Here is a 17,733-nt window from a genome sequence, read left to right as displayed (position 1 = left end):
CCCATGCCCATAACCCTCTACGCCCATCGTCTCTCCCAGCCTTCGCGGGCTGTCGAAATTCTAGCCCGCGAGCTGGGCCTCGAGTACGACTTCAACGAGATCGACTTCGCAGGGGGTGAAACCCATGCGCCGTGGTTTGCCGAGATCAACCCCTTCGAAACCGTCCCCGCCCTGCAGGCGACCTCATCGGCAGGTGACACGTTCTCCCTCGGCGAAAGCCAGGCGATCATGAAATACCTCTGCCGTACGGCAAACGATCGATCGGCCGCCACGCGCTGGTACCCTGGTGACGAGGATCCGGTCGTTTCCGCGCGGATCGACCAGTGGCTTGCCTGGATGCACACCGGCGTGCGTCGCTTCGACATGTTCCACTCCATCATGAACCTGCACCTGACGCTGCTCATGCTCAAACGCGAGATTCAGGCCACCCAGCTGAAACCGCTGCAGGATGGCCTGGCGCCGGGGCTTGGCGTGCTGGAGGCGCAGCTTGCGCGACACGCGAAGGCCGGCCACCCGCCCACGTTGCTGGGCGGCGAGCACCCCACCCTGGCCGACCTGGCCATTAGCTGCGAGCTCTATCAGATCAAGGCGACGGGCTACTCGTTCGGCGGCTACACCCACGTGCAAGCGTGGCTGAACGCCCTGGCCGAGCGCGCGCACTTCAAGGCCGTTTGCGAAGAGATCGACGAACAAGGGCGCGAGATCCGTGAGCAAAACGGCGAGTATCTGGCGCTGGAGGCGTTTGATTAAAAGTTGAGCCAACCCCCTATGGGCGTTGATTTAATTCCTTCACGTCTGCACTATCGTGATAAATGGACTGGGAGCACTCGGTCGGCGTCTAAACCTCGGTGAGTGCATCGGGGCTTTCGCTTTTTGTAGCGCTTTAAATAAATATCAGTAAAGCCAATGGTTATGTGCCAATGGCATGCTATTAAGCAGGTTTCTGCGTTCACGCCAATCGGGTAAATATTTGTCCATATAGGCCATAAAGCGCTCGTTGTGATGGCGTTCCAATAAGTGCACTAGCTCATGTACCAAAATGTACTCAAGGCACTCGGGGGGCTTTTTGGCCAGCTCCAGGTTTAGCCAGATGCGTTTTGCGTCGGTGTTACAGCTGCCCCATTTGGTTTTCATCTTTTTGACGCCCCAGCCAGACGCTTCAACCCCCATCTGCTCCTGCCAGTAGGTGAGCAACTCGGGGATGCGGGATTTGATTTCTGCCCGGTAAAACTCGATTAATACCCGATGTTTATTATCGAGCGAGGTGTTTGGATTTACCTGCAAGTTGAGCTTGCGTCGACTGACTTGGATGTCATGCTTGCCGCTTCGCTCAACAAGGTTGAGACGATGTGACTTGCCCCAAAGGTAATGGCTTTCACCGCTGACCATTTCACGTTCGGACTGGCGTGGTTGCTTAGCAAAGTCACGCTGCTGCTGTTTGATCCACGGGATGCGGCTGATGACCGCCATACGTATCGACGTGTCTGACATGGCGGTAGGCGCAGACACTCGCACACGGCCGTCCGGCGGCAGTACGCTAATGTGTAGATGCTTGATCGGTTTACGATTGAGCTGCATGGTTATCGTGCCAATCTCGATGTTGGCCATCAGGTTGCGTCTCGACTCATAAATAATCTTTCTGGGCTTTGGCGAGTTCCAGTACGCTTTGGATATCTACCTCGTAACCGGCGGTTTCCTGGCGTACGGCATTGGCAATTTCGCGTTCTTTAAAGCGATCGCCCACCCAATCTGCTTTTTTGGTGTGGCGAATCGCTTCATCGATTTTCGTGGCAAGCTGCTCGTCTTTGCCGAAGTTATCGTAAAGCGCACGCTTAGCACCCGAGTTGATGGTGGCTGGATAATCCGCGGTACTTTGCTCAGGGCGGATGACCTGTCTGGATAAATCACGAATGCGCTGCAGGTATTCCTTATAGGTTATGGCCTGTTGTCTGCGCTGTTTGATGAGTTCATCCAGCAATACCGACATCTGCTCGTAATACCTGGGGTTGACCGGATTTTCATCAACAATCGTTTTACGTACGTTGTTTTCGATGGTTTCCGCCATGGCCTCGGTATTATTGCGAATATTTTCCGGCAGTGCTTTTACGGCATCCTCGCCTTTCTCGACGATCAGTTCAATCAATCCCAGCTCTTCAAAATCCATCAGCACTTCGCTGTCGTCTGCACGGATATACATATCCAGCAGGTGGCGCATGGCTGGTTCATAGCGCTTCATCTCAACGAGATCACCGCTCGCTAGCTTCACTTCATCGCGTACACTTTCAAAATGCGTAACTTCCTGGCGTACCGCGTCAATCTCAGCACTGGAGTAACCCGCATCCGGCATTTCATTGGCGATATTGGCAAACGCGCGTAGTAACTTAGCGACGTACTGGTAGAGAGTTAAACGTAGCGCCTCTTTTTCCGTTAGCTCCTCTTGATTGCTTCCAGACTCACCGCAGAAGTAGTGGGTATAGTCTTGGGTATGGCGGGGGGCTTTCACTGGTTCGCACAGGGCGCGTACCATTTCCAACGCGTTATCGAGATCCTCTCTGGCCTGCTCTAAACGATCTTTGAGCAAGCCTGCGACATCTTCTTTGTCGTAGCCGTCAAACGCCTCCTGGGTGTAATCAGTAATCGCTTTATCCAAGGAGCGGAACAGGTCTTTATAGTCGATAACGTAGCCGTACTCTTTATCATCCCCGTCCAGCCGGTTCACGCGGCAAATGGCTTGGAACAGGTTGTGGTCGGCCATGTGCTTATCAATGTAGAGATAGGTGGCCGAGGGGGCGTCAAACCCTGTCAGCAGTTTATCGACCACAATCAGCAGGCGCATCTGGCCTGGTTCATCGACGAAACGCTTTTTCACCTCTTTCTCAAACGCTTCTACCTGGCTGGCCGCTTTATCCTCGGGCAGCTCGAAGTAGTCCGCTAACATCTTGCGATAAGTATCGTATTTAAAGAGTTTTTCGGTCAGGCCTTCACCCGTTGTTTCGCCTTTAATACTCGCCGCCGTAGGCTGAAAGCTGGTGACGATGGCGACTTTGCCTGCTAGATCTGACTGATTGAACATTTCAAACGCTTTACAGGCCTGATAGACACTGGCGCACACCAGCATGGCGTTGCCGCGACCGTCCATCAGCCGGGGTTTGGTGTCCATATCCAGCAAGATATCGTTAACGATCTGCTGCAAGCGCGACTTGCTGGAGAGCACCTTTTGCAGGGTGCCCCACTTTTGTTTGAGCTGCGTTTTAGCAATATTGGATAAGCCGCGCGTTTTGGCCTCAAACCATTCATCCACCTTTTTCTGTGAGGTAATGGTCTGGTCGATATCACGCGCCTCGTAGCGTAAGTCCAGCACAACGCCATCGGCCACCGCCTCATCAAACTTGTAGGTGTGAATATAGGCACCAAAGACCTCGATGGACTTCTTCTTATCCTTCTTCATTAACGGCGTGCCGGTAAAGCCGATAAACATCGCTTCCGGCAAAAGTACTTTCATGGCTTCGTGGAGCTTGCCGGTTTGGGTGCGGTGGCACTCGTCCACAAACACGAACAGGTCGCCCTTGGCACGGAAACTTTGCGGCAATGACTGCTTTAATTCTTCGATAAACGCATCGGTGGCCGCATCGCTTTGCGACTCAGAGTGGTGGCCAAACTTGTGTACCAGCGAACACACCAGCCAAGGGTTCGGTTGGTCGAGGGTGGCGATAAGATCAGAACCGCTTGTCGTGCGGTAAATATCCTCATCCACGCCGGTAAACACCTTCTCGATTTGCTCGTCCAGCTCCGTGCGGTCGGTCACAATCAACACGCGGCTATCTTTAATATGTTCGCGAATCCATTTGGCCAGCCACACCATGGTGAGGCTTTTACCCGAGCCTTGGGTGTGCCAAATAATACCGCCTTCGCGGCGGGCAATATGCTGTTTTGACGCTTCAACGCCGAAGAACTGATTATGGCGGCAGGTCTTTTTCACCCCGGCATCAAAAACGATAAAGTCATGGATCACTTGCAGCAAGCGCGCCTTGTTGCAAAGGCGGCTCAGGTGAAAATCCAGCGTGTAATCAAACGGGTTGGCGGTGTCTTCTTTCCACTCCAGGTAATACTTTTCCGGGGTTTCGATGGTGGCGTAGCGCAGCCCTTGGGTGTCGTTGCCTGCCATCACTAATTGAATAGTGCTGAAAAAATCACGGATAAAGGCTTTTTTCTGGTTATCCAGGTTCTGACGAATACCTTCCGCAACCGAAACCGAAGAGCGCTTAAGCTCAATCACGCCCAACGCAATGCCATTTACATACAGCACAATGTCCGGGCGCTTTTTGTTTTCACCCTTGATGGAGACTTCTTCCGCAATGGCAAAGTCGTTGGCTTCCGGGTATTCCCAATCAATCAGCCAAACGGTCTGGTTTTGTTCGCCCGCGCCTTCCTTGCCCTTAACGCCATAGCGCAGTAGCCGGTAAACCTCTTTATTGGCGTAATAGAGCTTCTTGCCTTCCCCCAACGCTGCGGCGATCTCCAGTTGACGCATGGCCCGCGTAATCAGCATCTCACTGGTGCCACGCTGCCTTAGCCAGGTGCTGAGCTGCGCCACATCAATATTCTTATTGTCTTGATCATGCTTATCGCCTAGGTAGCGATAGCCCAACTCAGACTGAAAAAAATTAACGATACGCTGTTGGGTGGCACGCTCACGCTGGCCGACGTTGCTCATAACCCTGTTCCCTTTATTTATTCAAAACGCTTGCCAGTCAAGCAACGATCAAGCAAATATATTCTATATTTTTCAATAAATTAAAAATATATCTTGCTGGATAAAGCTCTTGTTTTGCTTGGAAATCAAGCAATGATCAAGCAAATTATGCCCACCAAGGCACATAGCGCATTGCCTTGGTGCCTGCTCCTGGGTCGTAAGGGCGTATTAGATCCGCGTTTACCGTATCTTTTAATACTCGGCTAACTTGGGCCTGATTTTTTTGCTCAATTCCAAACCGTTCGCGCAAAGAGCCATTATTGGTAGTCTCGCGATTAACATGGCGCAAGCAGGAGTGCAGGTAGCAGGCATGGATACGTTCTTCTTTATCCATCTCAGCAAATGTCTTATAACTAAAAAGGATGCTGCGGGTGTGCTTGTCGGTCACTTCAAATACTGGCGCTGGCAATTGGTACAATTCCGTTTGGGAAACAACTTTATCAATGCCAGTACCACGCTCTTCACAAATTTTAATTCGCCGCATGAAAGAAGCCAATGCTTCATTACGACTTTGTGGTGGTGAGTCAAGGAATCGATGAACGTCAACAAGTGGTATGCCGGGATTAGTAATTTCCATGCGGGATTCAAATATTTCGATCATTGGCCCAGTGCCAGTAATTGAAAAATCCTGATGAATAACAGCATTGGCCACTAACTCGCGAATAGCTAGTTCAGGATACATTGGCACTTCTTTTCGGAACGCTTTAACTATTTCTTCATTAGATGGTAAAAGTGTTTTTAAATAATCTATTAATCCTTCAAAGCCAACCGCGTAACCTTTACTTCCTTCGAGTTCACGAACTGTCTCAATACGGCTATTTCCCTTGTATTGAATTAAACGTACAGCTTTACGTCCAAGGTGGTGGAAGTTTTGCAACTTTTTGGCAAATAAAATAGCGCCTAAGTTAGTTATATGCCAAAAATCGCCTTGGGCTTCTTGGATCATTTTATCTGACTTTAGCGTTTCTAGAATGCCTGATCGATTATCAGGCAAAGGCAAACCCGTTAAATCAAAATATTCTGGATAATCCAGTAGTTTCAGCACCTGCTCTGAGCTAACATTCGAAGCAGCGTACTGAAGCTCAAAAGGTGTTTTATCAAACGCACGCCATAGAGCCCGTTCTTTTTCAGGAAATTCTTTTAGTTTTTTCTTATATGACCCTATGCGAATATATTCAATACCATCAAATTGGACAGGGTTATGTGCAGCAGGTTGAATCTCGACGATTACTATCGGTAAGTTGTCTAATTTACCAGCTAAGAACTCATAAAAGCGAAAATGTATTTTTGGAGAAATTTTTTGTAACAACCAGCTTTCAAGCTCTTGCTGTTTATATTTCTTAACGGAAGGTTTAAAGGATGTGCCAATAATTTCATGTGTTTTATCATTGATTCCATAAATTAAATATGAGTTTTCCTTGCCTAGCAAGGCTGCGGAATTAGCCAAGGCGGAAATGTATTCACCTATTTTGACCTCGTCGGCATTGTGTTTAAATTCTACCCATTCGGTTTCATTTGGGAGAGAGCAAAGCTCCTTTAATAAAGAACGTAGTTGCACTACTGTCATATCAACTGGCATGGTTCTCTCCTTCTGATAAAGGCTTAACCAAGCGGGTTCTGCCCGTGAGCAGCTCTTGCATCATACCTTGCTTAATTTGGCGGGTTTTGCCAAGGCGCTGTTCGAGTGACTGAATTTCTTCATCCATATTGGAGAGAATGGTAGCGATGGCGGTTTGTTCTTGTTGATTGGAGCTAATTGAAAATTGCAGGCTCCGTACTTGTGAAAAATTAAGCCCCTCTCTATTTCCTCCGGCCTGATAGCTGTCTATTTGATTTTGTCCAAAATCTGAATTGATAAGCTCTACAAGAATTAAAGGGTTAATTTGGTGTTTATTAACTCTAATAATGCAGACATGTTGGTTTACATTGCCACCTGCGATTCGCGCATCGGCTTTCGAACACCTACCAATTGATGCACCTGTGATATTTAATAACACATCATCCGTTTCAAGCTCTGAACCAAGAAATGTCCTGTGAATATCCTCTGTAATAAACGCAACATCTGTTAAATCAAGAGATCCCCATCCCACGTTCTGGCTTCTTATAAATGGTCTCCCCGAATCAACATATACGGTCGACCCTCCCGATGGGGTTTTTCCGCTACCAACTTTAATTGTAAATTCAGTTAAGGCGATAGCATCCCAATCTTCCGGTATCTCTCCCAGCTCACTTTGCTTATAGCCCTTTGGCGTGCCGTCTTCATGTAACGCAAACTGCGGCAGGCGTGTACGACCTGTCAGCAGTTGCTGCATGGTGGCGGTTTTGATGGCTTGTTTTTTGGCGATCAGCTTTTCCAGCTCGCTTATGAGTGCATCGACATCGGAGAGAGCATTGGTGATGGCGGTTTGTTCTTCGATTGGAGGCACAGCAATTTTTTCTTGGTGCAAATCGTTACGGTTGACCCCTGGAACACCGCTTTTGCCACTGTGAGAGGCAAAATCTACAGTTTTCAGTATATAAAGTGCGTATTCTGGCAGTAGCTTCTTGAACTCTCGAACATAAAGAGTCGTATTCAGTGGCCAGAAGTCTTCCTGTAAGTAAAAAATATTACCTATAGTGCCGTATCTTCCAGTAACTATACTTGGCGCTTTTACTGCTGCTGTATTGTGGAAGCCACTGGCACCAGAAGAAGAGATAATAGGAATATTACCTGCTTCTCGAAGGCGTTGAGGTAAATCAAAACCACGCTGGAAAGTGATTGCTTGCCCAAGCTCGCAAGCCATCCAATCTTCCGGGATAACCCCTGCTTCCGTCTGCTTATATCCCACCGGCATGGCATCTTGGGTTGCTTCAACCAGATACGTTGCACTCATTTCCCCGACCTGTTCACTCATTGCTTGGCTCCTGTTGCTGGAGTTGTTCCACTACCTGCGCGCGCGCGCGCTCGCGCTCCAGCTCGCGTTTGAGTTCATCCTCAGAGGGTAAATAGGGCAGGTATTTTGCGGCAAACAGCTGCTTTTGCTCTGCGAGCACCGAGTACTTCACTACCGCCTCGCTTTTTTCGCTGCATAGCACCAGGCCGATGGTGGGGTTGTCGTCGCTACCTTTACGCTGCTCATCGTACAGGCGCACGTAGGTATCCATCTGGCCGATATCCTGATGCTTGAGCTTGCCGAGTTTTAGATCCACCAGTAAAAAGCACTTCAGTTTGAAGTTGTAAAACACCAAGTCGATGTAGAAATCTTCATCGTCAAAGCGAATGCGCTGCTGGCGCTCTACAAAGGCAAAACCTCTGCCCAGTTCCAGCAGAAACTGCTGAAGGTTGCTGATAATGGCCTGTTCCAACTGGCTTTCCTGGTAGGTTTTATCCTGCAGGTTTAGAAAGTCCAGTATGTAAGGATCGCGCAGGTAGTCTTTGGCGGTTTCCGCCAACGGCTGGGTGTTTTTTTGAGCTTCGGCTTCTACCAGGGATTTGTCTTGGCTGGCCAGCAGGCGCTCGTAATAGAGAGTGCTTATCTGGCGTTCCAGGGCTCTGGCGCTCCAGCTTTGATTGATGGCCTCTTGCAAATACCAGTCCCGGGCTTGGGCGTTTTCCACCCGTAGCAACGTGCGGTAGTGCGTCCAGCCCAATTCGGTACGCACTGCGTTCCGTTTTGGAAAGCTTTGATAAAACTGGCGCATATTGCGTAGGTTGCGAACATCAAAGCCTTTACCCAGCCGTTCGGTGAGCTGATGCGAAAGCTGCTGGAGCTGTTGTTTACCGTACTCGGCACGGGTGCTGCCTTGCTGTTCATGCTCGACAATCAGGCGGCCTATTTCCCAGTAGCTTTGTACCATGGCGGTATTCACGGCTTGGCGCACCTGCCCGCGTGCTTGCTCTATCTGCTGGGCAATCGCGCTAACCAGGCTGTTCCAGGCTGCAGGGTTCTGTTCCGTCATAGGCTTAGCCCCATGGCGCGTAAATGCTGCGCTACCTTGTCACTTAACTGCTCGACCGACTGGGTGATGGTGGGGAGCGGCTCGGCATAGCGCTCTTCCAGTTGCTTAACGCGGTTGGCGAGCTGCTGAGTCACGCGCTCGATCTCTGCTTCAATCTGGCTTTGCAGGGTGGCGAGCCATTTATCTTCGACGATCAGCGTTTGGATTTCGGCTTCGCTGAGTGTGGGATAGTGCTTGAACACGGCGATATCCAGCGCTTCCTGGGCCTCTTTGAGTGCTTTTTTAGCATTGGCCTCGGCATCAAAGCACTGTTTAGCCTGCTTGAGCGCTGCCTTTTCATCGGCATCAATGGCAAGCTTTAGGCGCGCTGTAACTGTGGCTTTAGTGACCTTGTCTTTCTCGTTCAGCGCATCATTGAGCAAGCCATCTTCCCCGCTGTTCTCCTCGATATAGCTTTCCAGCGCTTGTGTGGCGGTGTCTACGGCGGTTTGCAGCGAATCAATGTGGGCCTGTTCGTCCGCAAAATAACGCGCAACCATCAGCGCGGGGGGAATAAGCTCGGCCTTGTATTTGGTTTTATTGATGATGAGATCCGGCGTTTCTTTTAGCTTCTCGCCCTTCTTGGCCACCAGTTCGCGCATAACGCGACCGGCTGCCCAGCCATCTTGTACCAGCACATAGACATCGTCCTGCATTTCTTCTGCCCAGTAGTCCATCAGGATCTGGTAGATGTCGTATTTACTTAGCAGGGGTTGTCCGGTGTAGCTTTCCAGCAGGTCTTCGCTGATGGTGTGAATCAGCTCCTTGGGTCTGTCGCCCATGCTTAATTGCTTCAGGGCTGCCCGCTCACGCCAGCGTGAAAACGGCTGCAGGCTTTGGCGGGCAAACGCGGTAAATTCTGGGTGGTTGAGTATGCTGCTTTTTACTTCGGTGGCGGCCACAAGCGAGCGGCAGTAGCCGGGGCGGGCATCGGCAAACAGCGTGGCGCGCATGGCGGGAAACACCTGCCAGTAGTCGTTTAGTGCATTCACATCACGCGTGGGGATACCGCCTTGTAAGTGAGCGCTGAGGTCGTGCAGGTCTTCGGGCTCGCTTGAATCGATGTAGCGCGGAATGTTGAGGTTGTAGTCGTGAGCGGCGATTTCAGCTAACGGCACCATGCGGCTGTAGCGTGGCAGGGCGAGCTGTTTGTTGAAGACATCCACCACTTTGTGAATGTCCTGGCTGCGCAGGCGGTTTTTATTGCCTTCCTTCATAAAGCCTTTGCTGGCATCGATCATAAAGATACCGCTGCGCGCGTGGCTGTTCTCTTTATCAATCAAAATAATACAGGCCGGTATACCGGTGCCGTAAAACAGGTTGGCGGGCAGGCCGATAATGCCTTTGATATAGCCCTGCTTGATGAGGTTTTCACGAATACGGGCTTCGGCATTGCCCCGAAACAGCACGCCGTGGGGCAGAATGACCGCGCCTTTGCCGGTGCTTTTCAGGCTTTTCAGTATGTGCAGTAGAAAGGTGTAGTCGCCGTTCTTTTCTGGCGGTATGCCCCAGGTAAAGCGGCCAAATTCGTCTTCATTGGGATTGAGGCCACTTGTCCAGTTTTTGTTGGAAAACGGCGGGTTGGCCACGGCAAAATCGAAGGTTTTCAACTGGCCGTTGGTGTCCTTCCACTGAGGCGCGCTCAGGGTGTTGTCTTGCCAGATTTTGGCAGTGGCAGTGTTGTGCAAAATCATGTTCATACGCGCAAGGGCGCTTGTCGCGTTGTCCATTTCCTGGCCGAAAATCGACAGCCCACGCGGCGCCTCATCACTGACTTTAAGCAGTAGGGAACCCGAACCGCAGGTTGGATCGTACACCGTGGCGTCCTGCGGGGTAGTGGCGCTTATGCCGATCACTTTTGCCAGAATGCGCGAGACTTCCGACGGCGTATAGAACTGGCCTTTGGACTTGCCGGACTCGGTGGCGAAGTGGCGCATTAAATACTCGTAGGCATCACCCAACAGGTCATCGCCGTCGGCGCGGTTGGCGGACAGGTTTAGCCCTTCAAAGATGCCGATCAGCTTGGTGAGACGATCCACCATCTCTTTGCCTTTGCCCAACCGGTCTTCATCATTGAAGTCGGCCACATCAATCACGCCTTTTAGTTCGTTCTGCTCGGCCAAGGCGCTGATGATTATGTTGATGCGGTCGCCAATTTCTTTATCGCCTTTTAATGCGACCATATCGTCAAAGCTGGCTCCTTGTGGCACCACAATCATGCCGTAGGGGTCGCCTTTGTACTTATCTGAAACGTACTTCATAAACAGCAGGGTCAGCACATAATCCTTGTACTGGCTGGCATCCATACCGCCGCGCAGTTCATCGCAGCTTGCCCAAAGGGATGAGTAAAGCTCGTTCTTCTTGATAGCCATTTGGGATCCTTACATTACGGGCATGACTGCGCTGAACTAACAGCCACACGCTGGAAAATATCCTGTACTTTGCAATCAAACAGCACACAAAACTAACTGGGTGCGTCAGCATCTACTGGCGCTTTGAAAATTGGAGCTGATTATAACTTTTGGACGAGCGATACGCTTGAGTGTGAAGCCGATTTTCTCGTTAGCTCTTAATTTTATAAGGTCAATGAGGCTTCCTCATGCTCACCCTAACGGTGCCCTTCGTGGGCGGCTGTAGTACCGGCCTGAAGCGTAACGCGGATCACCATCAGGTGTGTGCGATAGCCAGTTCCAGCTCGGCTTTGCCCATTGGTGGCCTTTGCCGAGTACGTGGGCGCTCACTACGCTGATGTAAACCTGGTGGCCTTGCCGGAGACGCTTGATTTCGCTAGCGCAGCTGGCCTGGGATGCCGGCTCGTGATGCCGTTTCACGCGTTGGTCTCAGAGCAGAACCGCGCTGGGCCTGTGGGTGGCCGTTCACGGCTGCGGCGGCGCGGGGTTTTCGGCGGTGATGACCGCCAATGCTGTCGGCGCCAACGTGGTGGCTGTGGATATCTCTGAAGACGCGATAGAACTGGCCTGCCCAGCTGGGCGCGGTGGCTACCGTCAACGCGGCAAAGATGGCGGATGTGGCCGAGGCGGTAACGAACATCACTCGTGGCGGCGCCCACGGCTCGCTCAATGCGCTGGTCAACATGGATAAATTCGAAAGCGCGGGGGTGACGGTAGTCACCGAGTTCTGAGGCGAGGCGGCGCAAAAACGTTCACAAAGCGGTTCTCAGGCAATGTTTCAGCTATTTTTTCAATCATGGTGAAGCAAAAGATTCGCTCCTCTTTGGCCCGCGCAGGTTTTACGCTAGGGCCATATAAAAGGATAAATGGAGATTGTCATGCCAGCTACTAACGCTACCCGCCGCGTCATCGCCCAGCACGCCGCCCGCCGGGACGATATCGGCGACCTGACCACGCGGCGGCCGCTACCGGGGCCCGGGCTCGATCAGCTCGACCCGTTTCTGTTTTTGAACCACCACGGCCCGCAGACCTACCCGGCCAATAACCAGGGGCTGCCCTTTGGCCCGCACCCGCACCGCGGGTTCGAGACGGTCACTTTTATTCTCGAGGGCTCGCTTGCCCACGCCGATAGTACCGATCACCAGAGCGTGATTCATGAAGGCGGTGTCCAGTGGATGACCGCGGGCAGCGGCATCGTTCACGCGGAAGTCTCGCCGCCCGAGTTCAAGCGCGAGGGCGGCCCGCTGGAGATTCTCCAGCTTTGGATCAATTTGCCGTCAAAACTGAAGATGAGCGACCCGCACTACGTGGGCCTGCAGCAGCAGGATATCCCGGCGCTGGCGCTTCCCGGCGGCGGCGAGCTGAACCTGATCGCCGGGCAGTGGGACGACAAGACCGGGCCTATCGAGGCATTGACCGGCATTTTCATGTCGACCCTCACGCTGCCCGCGAGTACGAGTGAGGCGTTGCCCGTGGCCGCTGGCCGCCAGGTGTTTCTCTACGTGGTGAACGGCGAGGTGAGTGTGGGCGGCGAGCCGGTCAAGGCCCACCATCTGATCGAGGTCGACCGCGACGGCGAGACCCTTGAAATCGAAGCCTCATCGGGTGCGCGGCTGCTCTTTGGCCACGGTGACGTCATCGACGAGGCGGTCTTCTCCCACGGCCCCTTTGTGATGACCACCCGCGAGGAGATCGTCCAGGCGGTCGAGGATTATCAGGCGGGCAAGTTTGGCGGGCTGAACGCCTAAAGCGGCTCGCCCCGGTAGTAGTGCCATAGAAACAGCGAGCCCACGCTTCGCCAGGGCGCCCAGTGTTCTACCAGCTGGCGCGCCTGCTTGGGCGTGGGCTTGTCGTCCATGCGCTTGAGGCGGCCCAGGGCGACGCGCAGCGCCAGGTCGTCCGCGGGGAAAATATCCGCACGCTTGAGCGAGAACATCAGGTAGATTTCGGCGCTCCAGCGGCCAAAGCCTCTGAGTTGGGTGATCGCAGTAATCGCCGCGTCGTCGTCCAGCGCCTCCAGGCCGTCGGCGCTGAAGGTGCCGGCAAGCTCCGCCTCGGCCAGACCCTTGGCGTACTCGACCTTGCGCCAGGAGAGCCCGGCGTCGCGCAGCGCCTGGCCTTCGACCTCCATCACCGCCTGGGCGTGAAGTTCCGGTAGCAGCGTATTCACGCGGCCCATGATCGCCCGCGCGGCGCCGGTAGAGATCTGCTGGCTGACGATGGTCGAGAAGAAGGTGGCGAAGCCCTTGTCGCGTTGGCGAGGGGCGGGCGGACCCACGTGCGCCAGGGCCCGGGCGATATCGCGGTCGGCCTCGGCAAGCGCGGCCATGGCGTGGTCGAGGGTGGGCTGGGTAGAGATATCGAACGACATGAATCACCAATGGTTAATGAGCAAAATAATGTTCATTAGAGCCTATTCTGAGCGCTGGTGCGCAATAAAGTGCACAAAATAAGCCCCTGAGCTATAATTTTGAGTAATAAATTACTCAATCAAGGTAGCCCGATAGTGCTGATGATCCAACTATTTCATCGCGGCCAATGGCAGGACGCCGCCGAGCTGGTCATCGAGCACCCCTTGCAGGGGCGCCGAGGGGCGACTCGGCTGGGCTATGTGACCGATTACGCGCTCGAGTATCTCGAGCGCGACGATGACGCGGCCTGCAGCTTACGTTTACCCGTCGCGTTAATGGAAACCCACCATTCGTCCACCTGGTTTACGTTTCTTGATGACATCATGCCGTCGGGCGCTAGCCGGCGCTATTGGGTCACTCAACTGGGGATCGCATCGCTGAGCGAGGCGGAGCAGGATTACACCCTATTGGCCAACGGCACCATCGCGCCGGTAGGCAATCTGCGCATCAAGGAGTCGCTGCCCGCACGCCCGGCGGGTAGCACGCTGGAGCAGCAGCGCTTTCCTTTACGTGATGTCGTAGACCGGGATAGTGACTTCCTGGCCTATGCCCAGCAAATGGGCGCCGCGGGTGGGGGCGCGACCGGTGCCGGTGGCGAAGCGCCAAAGCTATTGCTGCGCTGTACGCCTGATGATCAGGTCTGGATCGATACCTATCAGGACGACCAGGCCAGCACCGACCAGCACTATTTGGTCAAATTTCCGCGCGGTCAACGCAGCGAGCTCGACAGCAACATTCTGCGCGCCGAGTACCACTTCTACCAGGAACTCACCGCCCTTGGCGTGGCCACCATCGACACCCAGGGTATGCGGCTGCTGGAAGGCGAGCGCTATCCTTCGCTTTGGCTACCGCGGTTCGACGTGGCACATATAGCGGGTCAGCGTACTTTTTTCGGTCTGGAATCCGTTTACGCCGTGATGGGCCGCGAACCCGGAAGTTTTCTGAATCACTTTGCGGTGATCGAGGCATTGACCGGCAAGCTTGGCAAGCAGTATCGCGTATTGGAAGAGGGACAGTCCTTCGATCAAGCGCAGTTTGTGTGTGAGTGGGTCAAACGTGATCTGCTCAACATTGCGTTTGCCAACAGCGATAATCACGGCCGCAATACGGCGTTACTGAAAACACCGCAAGGAATTTGGCTGGCGCCGATTTACGACTTTGCACCGATGAAGGCCGACCCGGAAGGTATTATTCGCACCACGACCTGGGGCGCGCCTTTCGAGCAGGGGCGAGAGGTCGACTGGTTCGCCATTGCCGAGGCGCTAAAAACCCACCTGCCCCCGGAGCAGTTGATGGGCGAGCTGCAAGCCCAGGCCAGGCAGTTGCTCGGCTTGAAAGAGCGTCTTGCCCTGCGGGGCGTGGCGCCTACGCTGCTGGACTCGCCGGCGCTGGGGCTCGATTACCTGGACGATAAGCTTAAGCGTTGGGGGCTACTATGAAGCGCAAAGCGTTAAGTAGTATCGAGCGCGAGGCGCTGCTGGTGGAGCTGCTCGACCGGCTGCTGCGCGAGGAAATGAGCACCGGCCAGGTACTGCGCCAATTGCGTCGTGAGGTGCTGGGAATGTCGCAAACGCAATATGCCGAGAAGGTCGGTATCAGCCGCCGCTCGCTCTCCGATATCGAAGGGGATAAAGCGAGCCCGACGCGGGCGCTGCTGGACCAGGTATTCCGCCCGCTGGGGTTGCAAGTAGGGTTGATACCCAAGAGCCGCCAGCTGCGCGAGCGTTTGTTATCCGTCAAGGCGGATGGCCGCTCGTCCTGAGGGCATCTGGTCGAGGTGCTACGTTTTAAATTTCTGGTTTTGGCTTCTCGGTTTTGGCTACCCGTGTTTCGCTGGCAGGTTTTTGGGGCAAAGAGTTTCTACTTTAGTCTAATCCTGCGATCATTTACCTCATTCCAAACGTTGTAAAAGCGGGCTAACCCCCGAGGAGCAGAGTGTGCAAGAGTCTTCCGCGGGCCGGGCGAGTAATCCTCGTCTGGCCGAATTTGCGTTAGCGCTGGGTGGTTTTGGTATCGGGACCAGCGAGTTCGTCATCATGGGGTTAATGAACCGGGTGGCGGGGGATTTGGCCGTGACCGTGCCCCAGGTGGGGTATGCGATCAGCAGCTACGCCCTGGGCGTGGTGGTCGGCGCGCCAATCATTTCCGCGATGGCGGCCCGGGTGCCCAAGCGCTCGCTTTTGATCGTGCTGATGCTGGTGTTCGCCGTGGGTAACATTGCCAGCGCCATGGCGCCGGGGTTTTGGTCCTTCGTGGGGCTGCGCTTTTTGGCCGGGCTGCCTCACGGGGCCTACTTCGGCGTGGCGGCGCTGGTGGCCGCCGGGGCGGTACCCGTGGACCAGCGGGCGCGGGCGGTTTCCCGGGTCATGCTGGGGCTGACGGTGGCGATTTTGCTCGGCGCGCCGCTGGGCACCTGGGCGGGCAACCAGTTTGGCTGGCAAATCGCTTTTGCCGGGGTGGGGGGCATCGCGCTTTTAACGGCGCTGCTGATTCGCCTTTACGTGCCCGTTCAACCCTTCGATGCGCTGGCGAGCCCGCTCAAGGAGCTTTCCGCGCTGATCAAGCAGCGCGTGCTGGTCACGGTGGCCATTGCCTGCGTGGGCTGTGGCGGCATGTTCTCGATCTTTAGCTACGTGATGCCGACGCTGACCCAGCAGGCCGGTATGAGCGAGGCGCTAGGGCCGCTGGTATTGGTCATCTTCGGTGTCGGCTCGATCATCGGTAACCTGGTGGGCGGGCGCATGGCCGACAAGAACCTGATGCGGGCGATTCCGCGTATTTTGATCTGGTGTGCAGTCATTCAGGGGCTTTACTACTTCGCGGCCAATAACGTCTGGACCGGGCTTTTGTTCGTGGGCCTGGTGGGCACCAGCATGGCGCTGGCGCCGTCGCTGCAAACGCGCTTAATGGATGTCGCCGGCGATGCCCAGACCATGGCGGCCTCACTCAATCACGCCGCCTTCAACGGTGCCAACGCGCTGGGCGCCTGGCTTGCCGGGCTTGCGATCAGCGCCGGGCTTACGCCGTCGAGCACTGGCTTCGTGGGCACCGGGCTTGCCCTGTGTGGTTTGGCCATTTTCGTGTACGGGCGCTGGCTTGAAAAGCGCACCTACCGAGTAGCCCAGGCGCGGTAGCGAAGCGTTGGGGTAATAAAATTGGCGCAGGTGGGTAATTCTTTCTAAGGTATAAGAGTGCACACCATAAGGAGATGACTCATGCATACTCAATTTGTAAAAGCCTCGCGTATTTTGACCCTGGGCGCCATTGCGGCCCTGACCATCGGCCTGGCGGGCTGCGGCTCGACCTCTGGCGAGCGCGCCACCAGCGGCGCGGGCCTTGGCGCGGCGGCGGGTGCCGGTACCGCAGCGGCGACCGGTGGTAGCGTTGGCGGCGGCGCGGTACTCGGCGCAGGCGCCGGTGCGGCGGCGGGCGCGCTGACCGACGAAGACGACGTCAACCTCGAGTGATCGCTCGCCGCGTCTAGCGGCAAAGGCTGAACCCGCGCATGCCCATGTGAAAGTGATCGGCATGCGCGGCGTTGTATTCAGGCCCTAGTACGTTGCCAAAGGTGTTGCAGGCACCGTCCCGCGCTTCTCGGAAGAACTCGCCCACCGCCCCCTCGTCATTCCAGTTATTGATCAGCGTAATACGCTGGCCGTTCTCGAACCGAAACCCGGTTACATCCAGTGCTTCTGCCGTGGCGTGTTCGCTGCGCCTGCCCGATTCACGCCCGTATACGTTACGACACGCAAAGCTTCCCACGTGGTCGACCTGGCTTACGCGGCTGCCCATGATTCGTTCGGCGGCGGGCTGTAGTTCGTGGCGTTCGAACATTACCCAGGCAAGCGCCATGGGGCAGGTGGCCACGAAGCTTCGATTAAAGCGTACGCTGCTCGCGTTCATGCGCACGATGTTGGTGAGCGGGCAACTGGCCGTGGGCGAGTAGTCGTTCATGGGGGTGACGTCGAGCTCAGCCGTTGGCGCGGTCTCGAGCGCCGCCAGGCAACCGGCGCGGTCGCCCTCCAGCCGCTTGAGTTTTAACTGTGTGACCGGGGTGATCGGGTCGTCGATGTGCAAGGGCGCCCAGGGCGCCCACTCGCGGGGGACCTCGATCAGGCCTTTTTGCAGCGCCACGCCCAGCGCGATCAGCGCTAATATAAAGATCGTTCCCCGCATACCG

15 protein-coding genes are annotated in these 17,733 nt (G+C 54.6%); 7 read left to right on the top strand and 8 right to left on the bottom strand.

What is annotated here, in order from left to right:
- The first annotated feature begins 3 nt into the window (after positions 1-3).
- A complete protein-coding gene (locus ACWHRL_RS17915; RefSeq protein WP_447894723.1) occupies positions 4-750 on the top strand; it encodes a glutathione S-transferase family protein in 747 nt (248 codons plus the stop codon).
- 144 nt (positions 751-894) lie between these two features.
- On the opposite strand, the gene ACWHRL_RS17910 is transcribed toward ACWHRL_RS17915, so the two are convergent.
- The 6 genes from ACWHRL_RS17910 to ACWHRL_RS17885 form a co-directional block, all read right to left on the bottom strand.
- The gene (locus ACWHRL_RS17910) at positions 895-1,608 is read right to left on the bottom strand and encodes a M48 family metallopeptidase (protein ID WP_447894722.1); all 714 of its coding nucleotides are present in this window, start codon (positions 1,606-1,608) and stop codon (positions 895-897) included.
- Between the two features lie 16 nt (positions 1,609-1,624).
- A complete protein-coding gene (locus ACWHRL_RS17905) occupies positions 1,625-4,714 on the bottom strand; it encodes a type I restriction endonuclease subunit R (RefSeq protein ID WP_447894721.1) in 3,090 nt (1,029 codons plus the stop codon).
- 145 nt (positions 4,715-4,859) lie between these two features.
- The gene (locus tag ACWHRL_RS17900; RefSeq protein WP_447894720.1) at positions 4,860-6,332 is read right to left on the bottom strand and encodes an ATP-binding protein; all 1,473 of its coding nucleotides are present in this window, start codon (positions 6,330-6,332) and stop codon (positions 4,860-4,862) included.
- Entirely contained in the window at positions 6,322-7,647 is a 1,326-nt protein-coding gene (locus ACWHRL_RS17895) for a restriction endonuclease subunit S (RefSeq protein ID WP_447894719.1), read from the bottom strand. Before ACWHRL_RS17895 ends, ACWHRL_RS17900 begins: the two co-directional genes overlap by 11 nt.
- The gene (locus ACWHRL_RS17890; RefSeq protein ID WP_447894718.1) at positions 7,640-8,692 is read right to left on the bottom strand and encodes a PDDEXK nuclease domain-containing protein; all 1,053 of its coding nucleotides are present in this window, start codon (positions 8,690-8,692) and stop codon (positions 7,640-7,642) included. The genes ACWHRL_RS17895 and ACWHRL_RS17890 overlap by 8 nt, the downstream gene beginning before the upstream one ends.
- Positions 8,689-11,103: a type I restriction-modification system subunit M gene (locus tag ACWHRL_RS17885; RefSeq protein WP_447894717.1), complete on the bottom strand. Its 2,415-nt coding sequence runs from the start codon at positions 11,101-11,103 to the stop codon at positions 8,689-8,691. Before ACWHRL_RS17885 ends, ACWHRL_RS17890 begins: the two co-directional genes overlap by 4 nt.
- Positions 11,104-11,750: 647 nt before the next feature.
- On the opposite strand from ACWHRL_RS17885, the gene ACWHRL_RS17880 reads away from it, so the two are divergent.
- A complete protein-coding gene (locus ACWHRL_RS17880; protein WP_447894716.1) occupies positions 11,751-11,873 on the top strand; it encodes a hypothetical protein in 123 nt (40 codons plus the stop codon).
- A 147-nt stretch (positions 11,874-12,020) separates the two neighbouring features.
- Positions 12,021-12,890, top strand: coding sequence for a pirin family protein (locus ACWHRL_RS17875; protein WP_447894715.1), 870 nt, complete (start codon positions 12,021-12,023; stop codon positions 12,888-12,890).
- Here ACWHRL_RS17875 and ACWHRL_RS17870 read toward each other — a convergent pair.
- Positions 12,887-13,513: a DNA-3-methyladenine glycosylase family protein gene (locus ACWHRL_RS17870; RefSeq protein ID WP_447894714.1), complete on the bottom strand. Its 627-nt coding sequence runs from the start codon at positions 13,511-13,513 to the stop codon at positions 12,887-12,889. The two genes, ACWHRL_RS17875 and ACWHRL_RS17870, sit on opposite strands and share 4 nt — an antisense overlap.
- Positions 13,514-13,648: 135 nt before the next feature.
- On the opposite strand from ACWHRL_RS17870, the gene ACWHRL_RS17865 reads away from it, so the two are divergent.
- From ACWHRL_RS17865 to ACWHRL_RS17850, 4 genes are all read left to right on the top strand, one after another.
- Positions 13,649-14,992 (top strand): type II toxin-antitoxin system HipA family toxin, encoded by a 1,344-nt coding sequence (locus ACWHRL_RS17865; RefSeq protein ID WP_447894713.1) that lies wholly within the window; start codon positions 13,649-13,651, stop codon positions 14,990-14,992.
- Complete coding sequence (locus tag ACWHRL_RS17860; protein WP_447894712.1) at positions 14,989-15,315, top strand: helix-turn-helix domain-containing protein; 327 nt, start codon at positions 14,989-14,991, stop codon at positions 15,313-15,315. The genes ACWHRL_RS17865 and ACWHRL_RS17860 overlap by 4 nt, the downstream gene beginning before the upstream one ends.
- 175 nt (positions 15,316-15,490) lie before the next feature.
- Positions 15,491-16,687 carry an MFS transporter gene (locus ACWHRL_RS17855; RefSeq protein ID WP_447894711.1) on the top strand — a complete coding sequence of 399 codons (1,197 nt, stop codon included), beginning with the start codon at positions 15,491-15,493 and terminating at the stop codon, positions 16,685-16,687.
- 81 nt (positions 16,688-16,768) lie between these two features.
- The gene (locus ACWHRL_RS17850) at positions 16,769-17,020 is read left to right on the top strand and encodes a hypothetical protein (RefSeq protein ID WP_447894710.1); all 252 of its coding nucleotides are present in this window, start codon (positions 16,769-16,771) and stop codon (positions 17,018-17,020) included.
- A 13-nt stretch (positions 17,021-17,033) separates the two neighbouring features.
- Here ACWHRL_RS17850 and ACWHRL_RS17845 read toward each other — a convergent pair whose 3' ends face one another.
- Positions 17,034-17,729: an extensin-like domain-containing protein gene (locus ACWHRL_RS17845; RefSeq protein WP_447894709.1), complete on the bottom strand. Its 696-nt coding sequence runs from the start codon at positions 17,727-17,729 to the stop codon at positions 17,034-17,036.
- Between the last annotated feature and the right edge of the window lie 4 nt (positions 17,730-17,733).

This window comes from Vreelandella sp. GE22, from assembly GCF_968212445.1.
This window is presented reverse-complemented; position numbering and strand designations above follow the sequence as displayed.

What these genes read in the sequence shown, in the direction of transcription:
- ACWHRL_RS17915 (WP_447894723.1), top strand. Translation starts at nt 4, where the DNA reads ATGCCCATAACCCTCTACGCCCATCGTCTCTCCCAGCCTTCGCGGGCT.
- ACWHRL_RS17910 (WP_447894722.1), bottom strand. Translation starts at nt 1,608, where the DNA reads ATGGCCAACATCGAGATTGGCACGATAACCATGCAGCTCAATCGTAAA.
- ACWHRL_RS17905 (WP_447894721.1), bottom strand. Translation starts at nt 4,714, where the DNA reads ATGAGCAACGTCGGCCAGCGTGAGCGTGCCACCCAACAGCGTATCGTT.
- ACWHRL_RS17900 (WP_447894720.1), bottom strand. Translation starts at nt 6,332, where the DNA reads ATGCCAGTTGATATGACAGTAGTGCAACTACGTTCTTTATTAAAGGAG.
- ACWHRL_RS17895 (WP_447894719.1), bottom strand. Translation starts at nt 7,647, where the DNA reads ATGAGTGAACAGGTCGGGGAAATGAGTGCAACGTATCTGGTTGAAGCA.
- ACWHRL_RS17890 (WP_447894718.1), bottom strand. Translation starts at nt 8,692, where the DNA reads ATGACGGAACAGAACCCTGCAGCCTGGAACAGCCTGGTTAGCGCGATT.
- ACWHRL_RS17885 (WP_447894717.1), bottom strand. Translation starts at nt 11,103, where the DNA reads ATGGCTATCAAGAAGAACGAGCTTTACTCATCCCTTTGGGCAAGCTGC.
- ACWHRL_RS17880 (WP_447894716.1), top strand. Translation starts at nt 11,751, where the DNA reads ATGGCGGATGTGGCCGAGGCGGTAACGAACATCACTCGTGGCGGCGCC.
- ACWHRL_RS17875 (WP_447894715.1), top strand. Translation starts at nt 12,021, where the DNA reads ATGCCAGCTACTAACGCTACCCGCCGCGTCATCGCCCAGCACGCCGCC.
- ACWHRL_RS17870 (WP_447894714.1), bottom strand. Translation starts at nt 13,513, where the DNA reads ATGTCGTTCGATATCTCTACCCAGCCCACCCTCGACCACGCCATGGCC.
- ACWHRL_RS17860 (WP_447894712.1), top strand. Translation starts at nt 14,989, where the DNA reads ATGAAGCGCAAAGCGTTAAGTAGTATCGAGCGCGAGGCGCTGCTGGTG.
- ACWHRL_RS17850 (WP_447894710.1), top strand. Translation starts at nt 16,769, where the DNA reads ATGCATACTCAATTTGTAAAAGCCTCGCGTATTTTGACCCTGGGCGCC.
- ACWHRL_RS17845 (WP_447894709.1), bottom strand. Translation starts at nt 17,729, where the DNA reads ATGCGGGGAACGATCTTTATATTAGCGCTGATCGCGCTGGGCGTGGCG.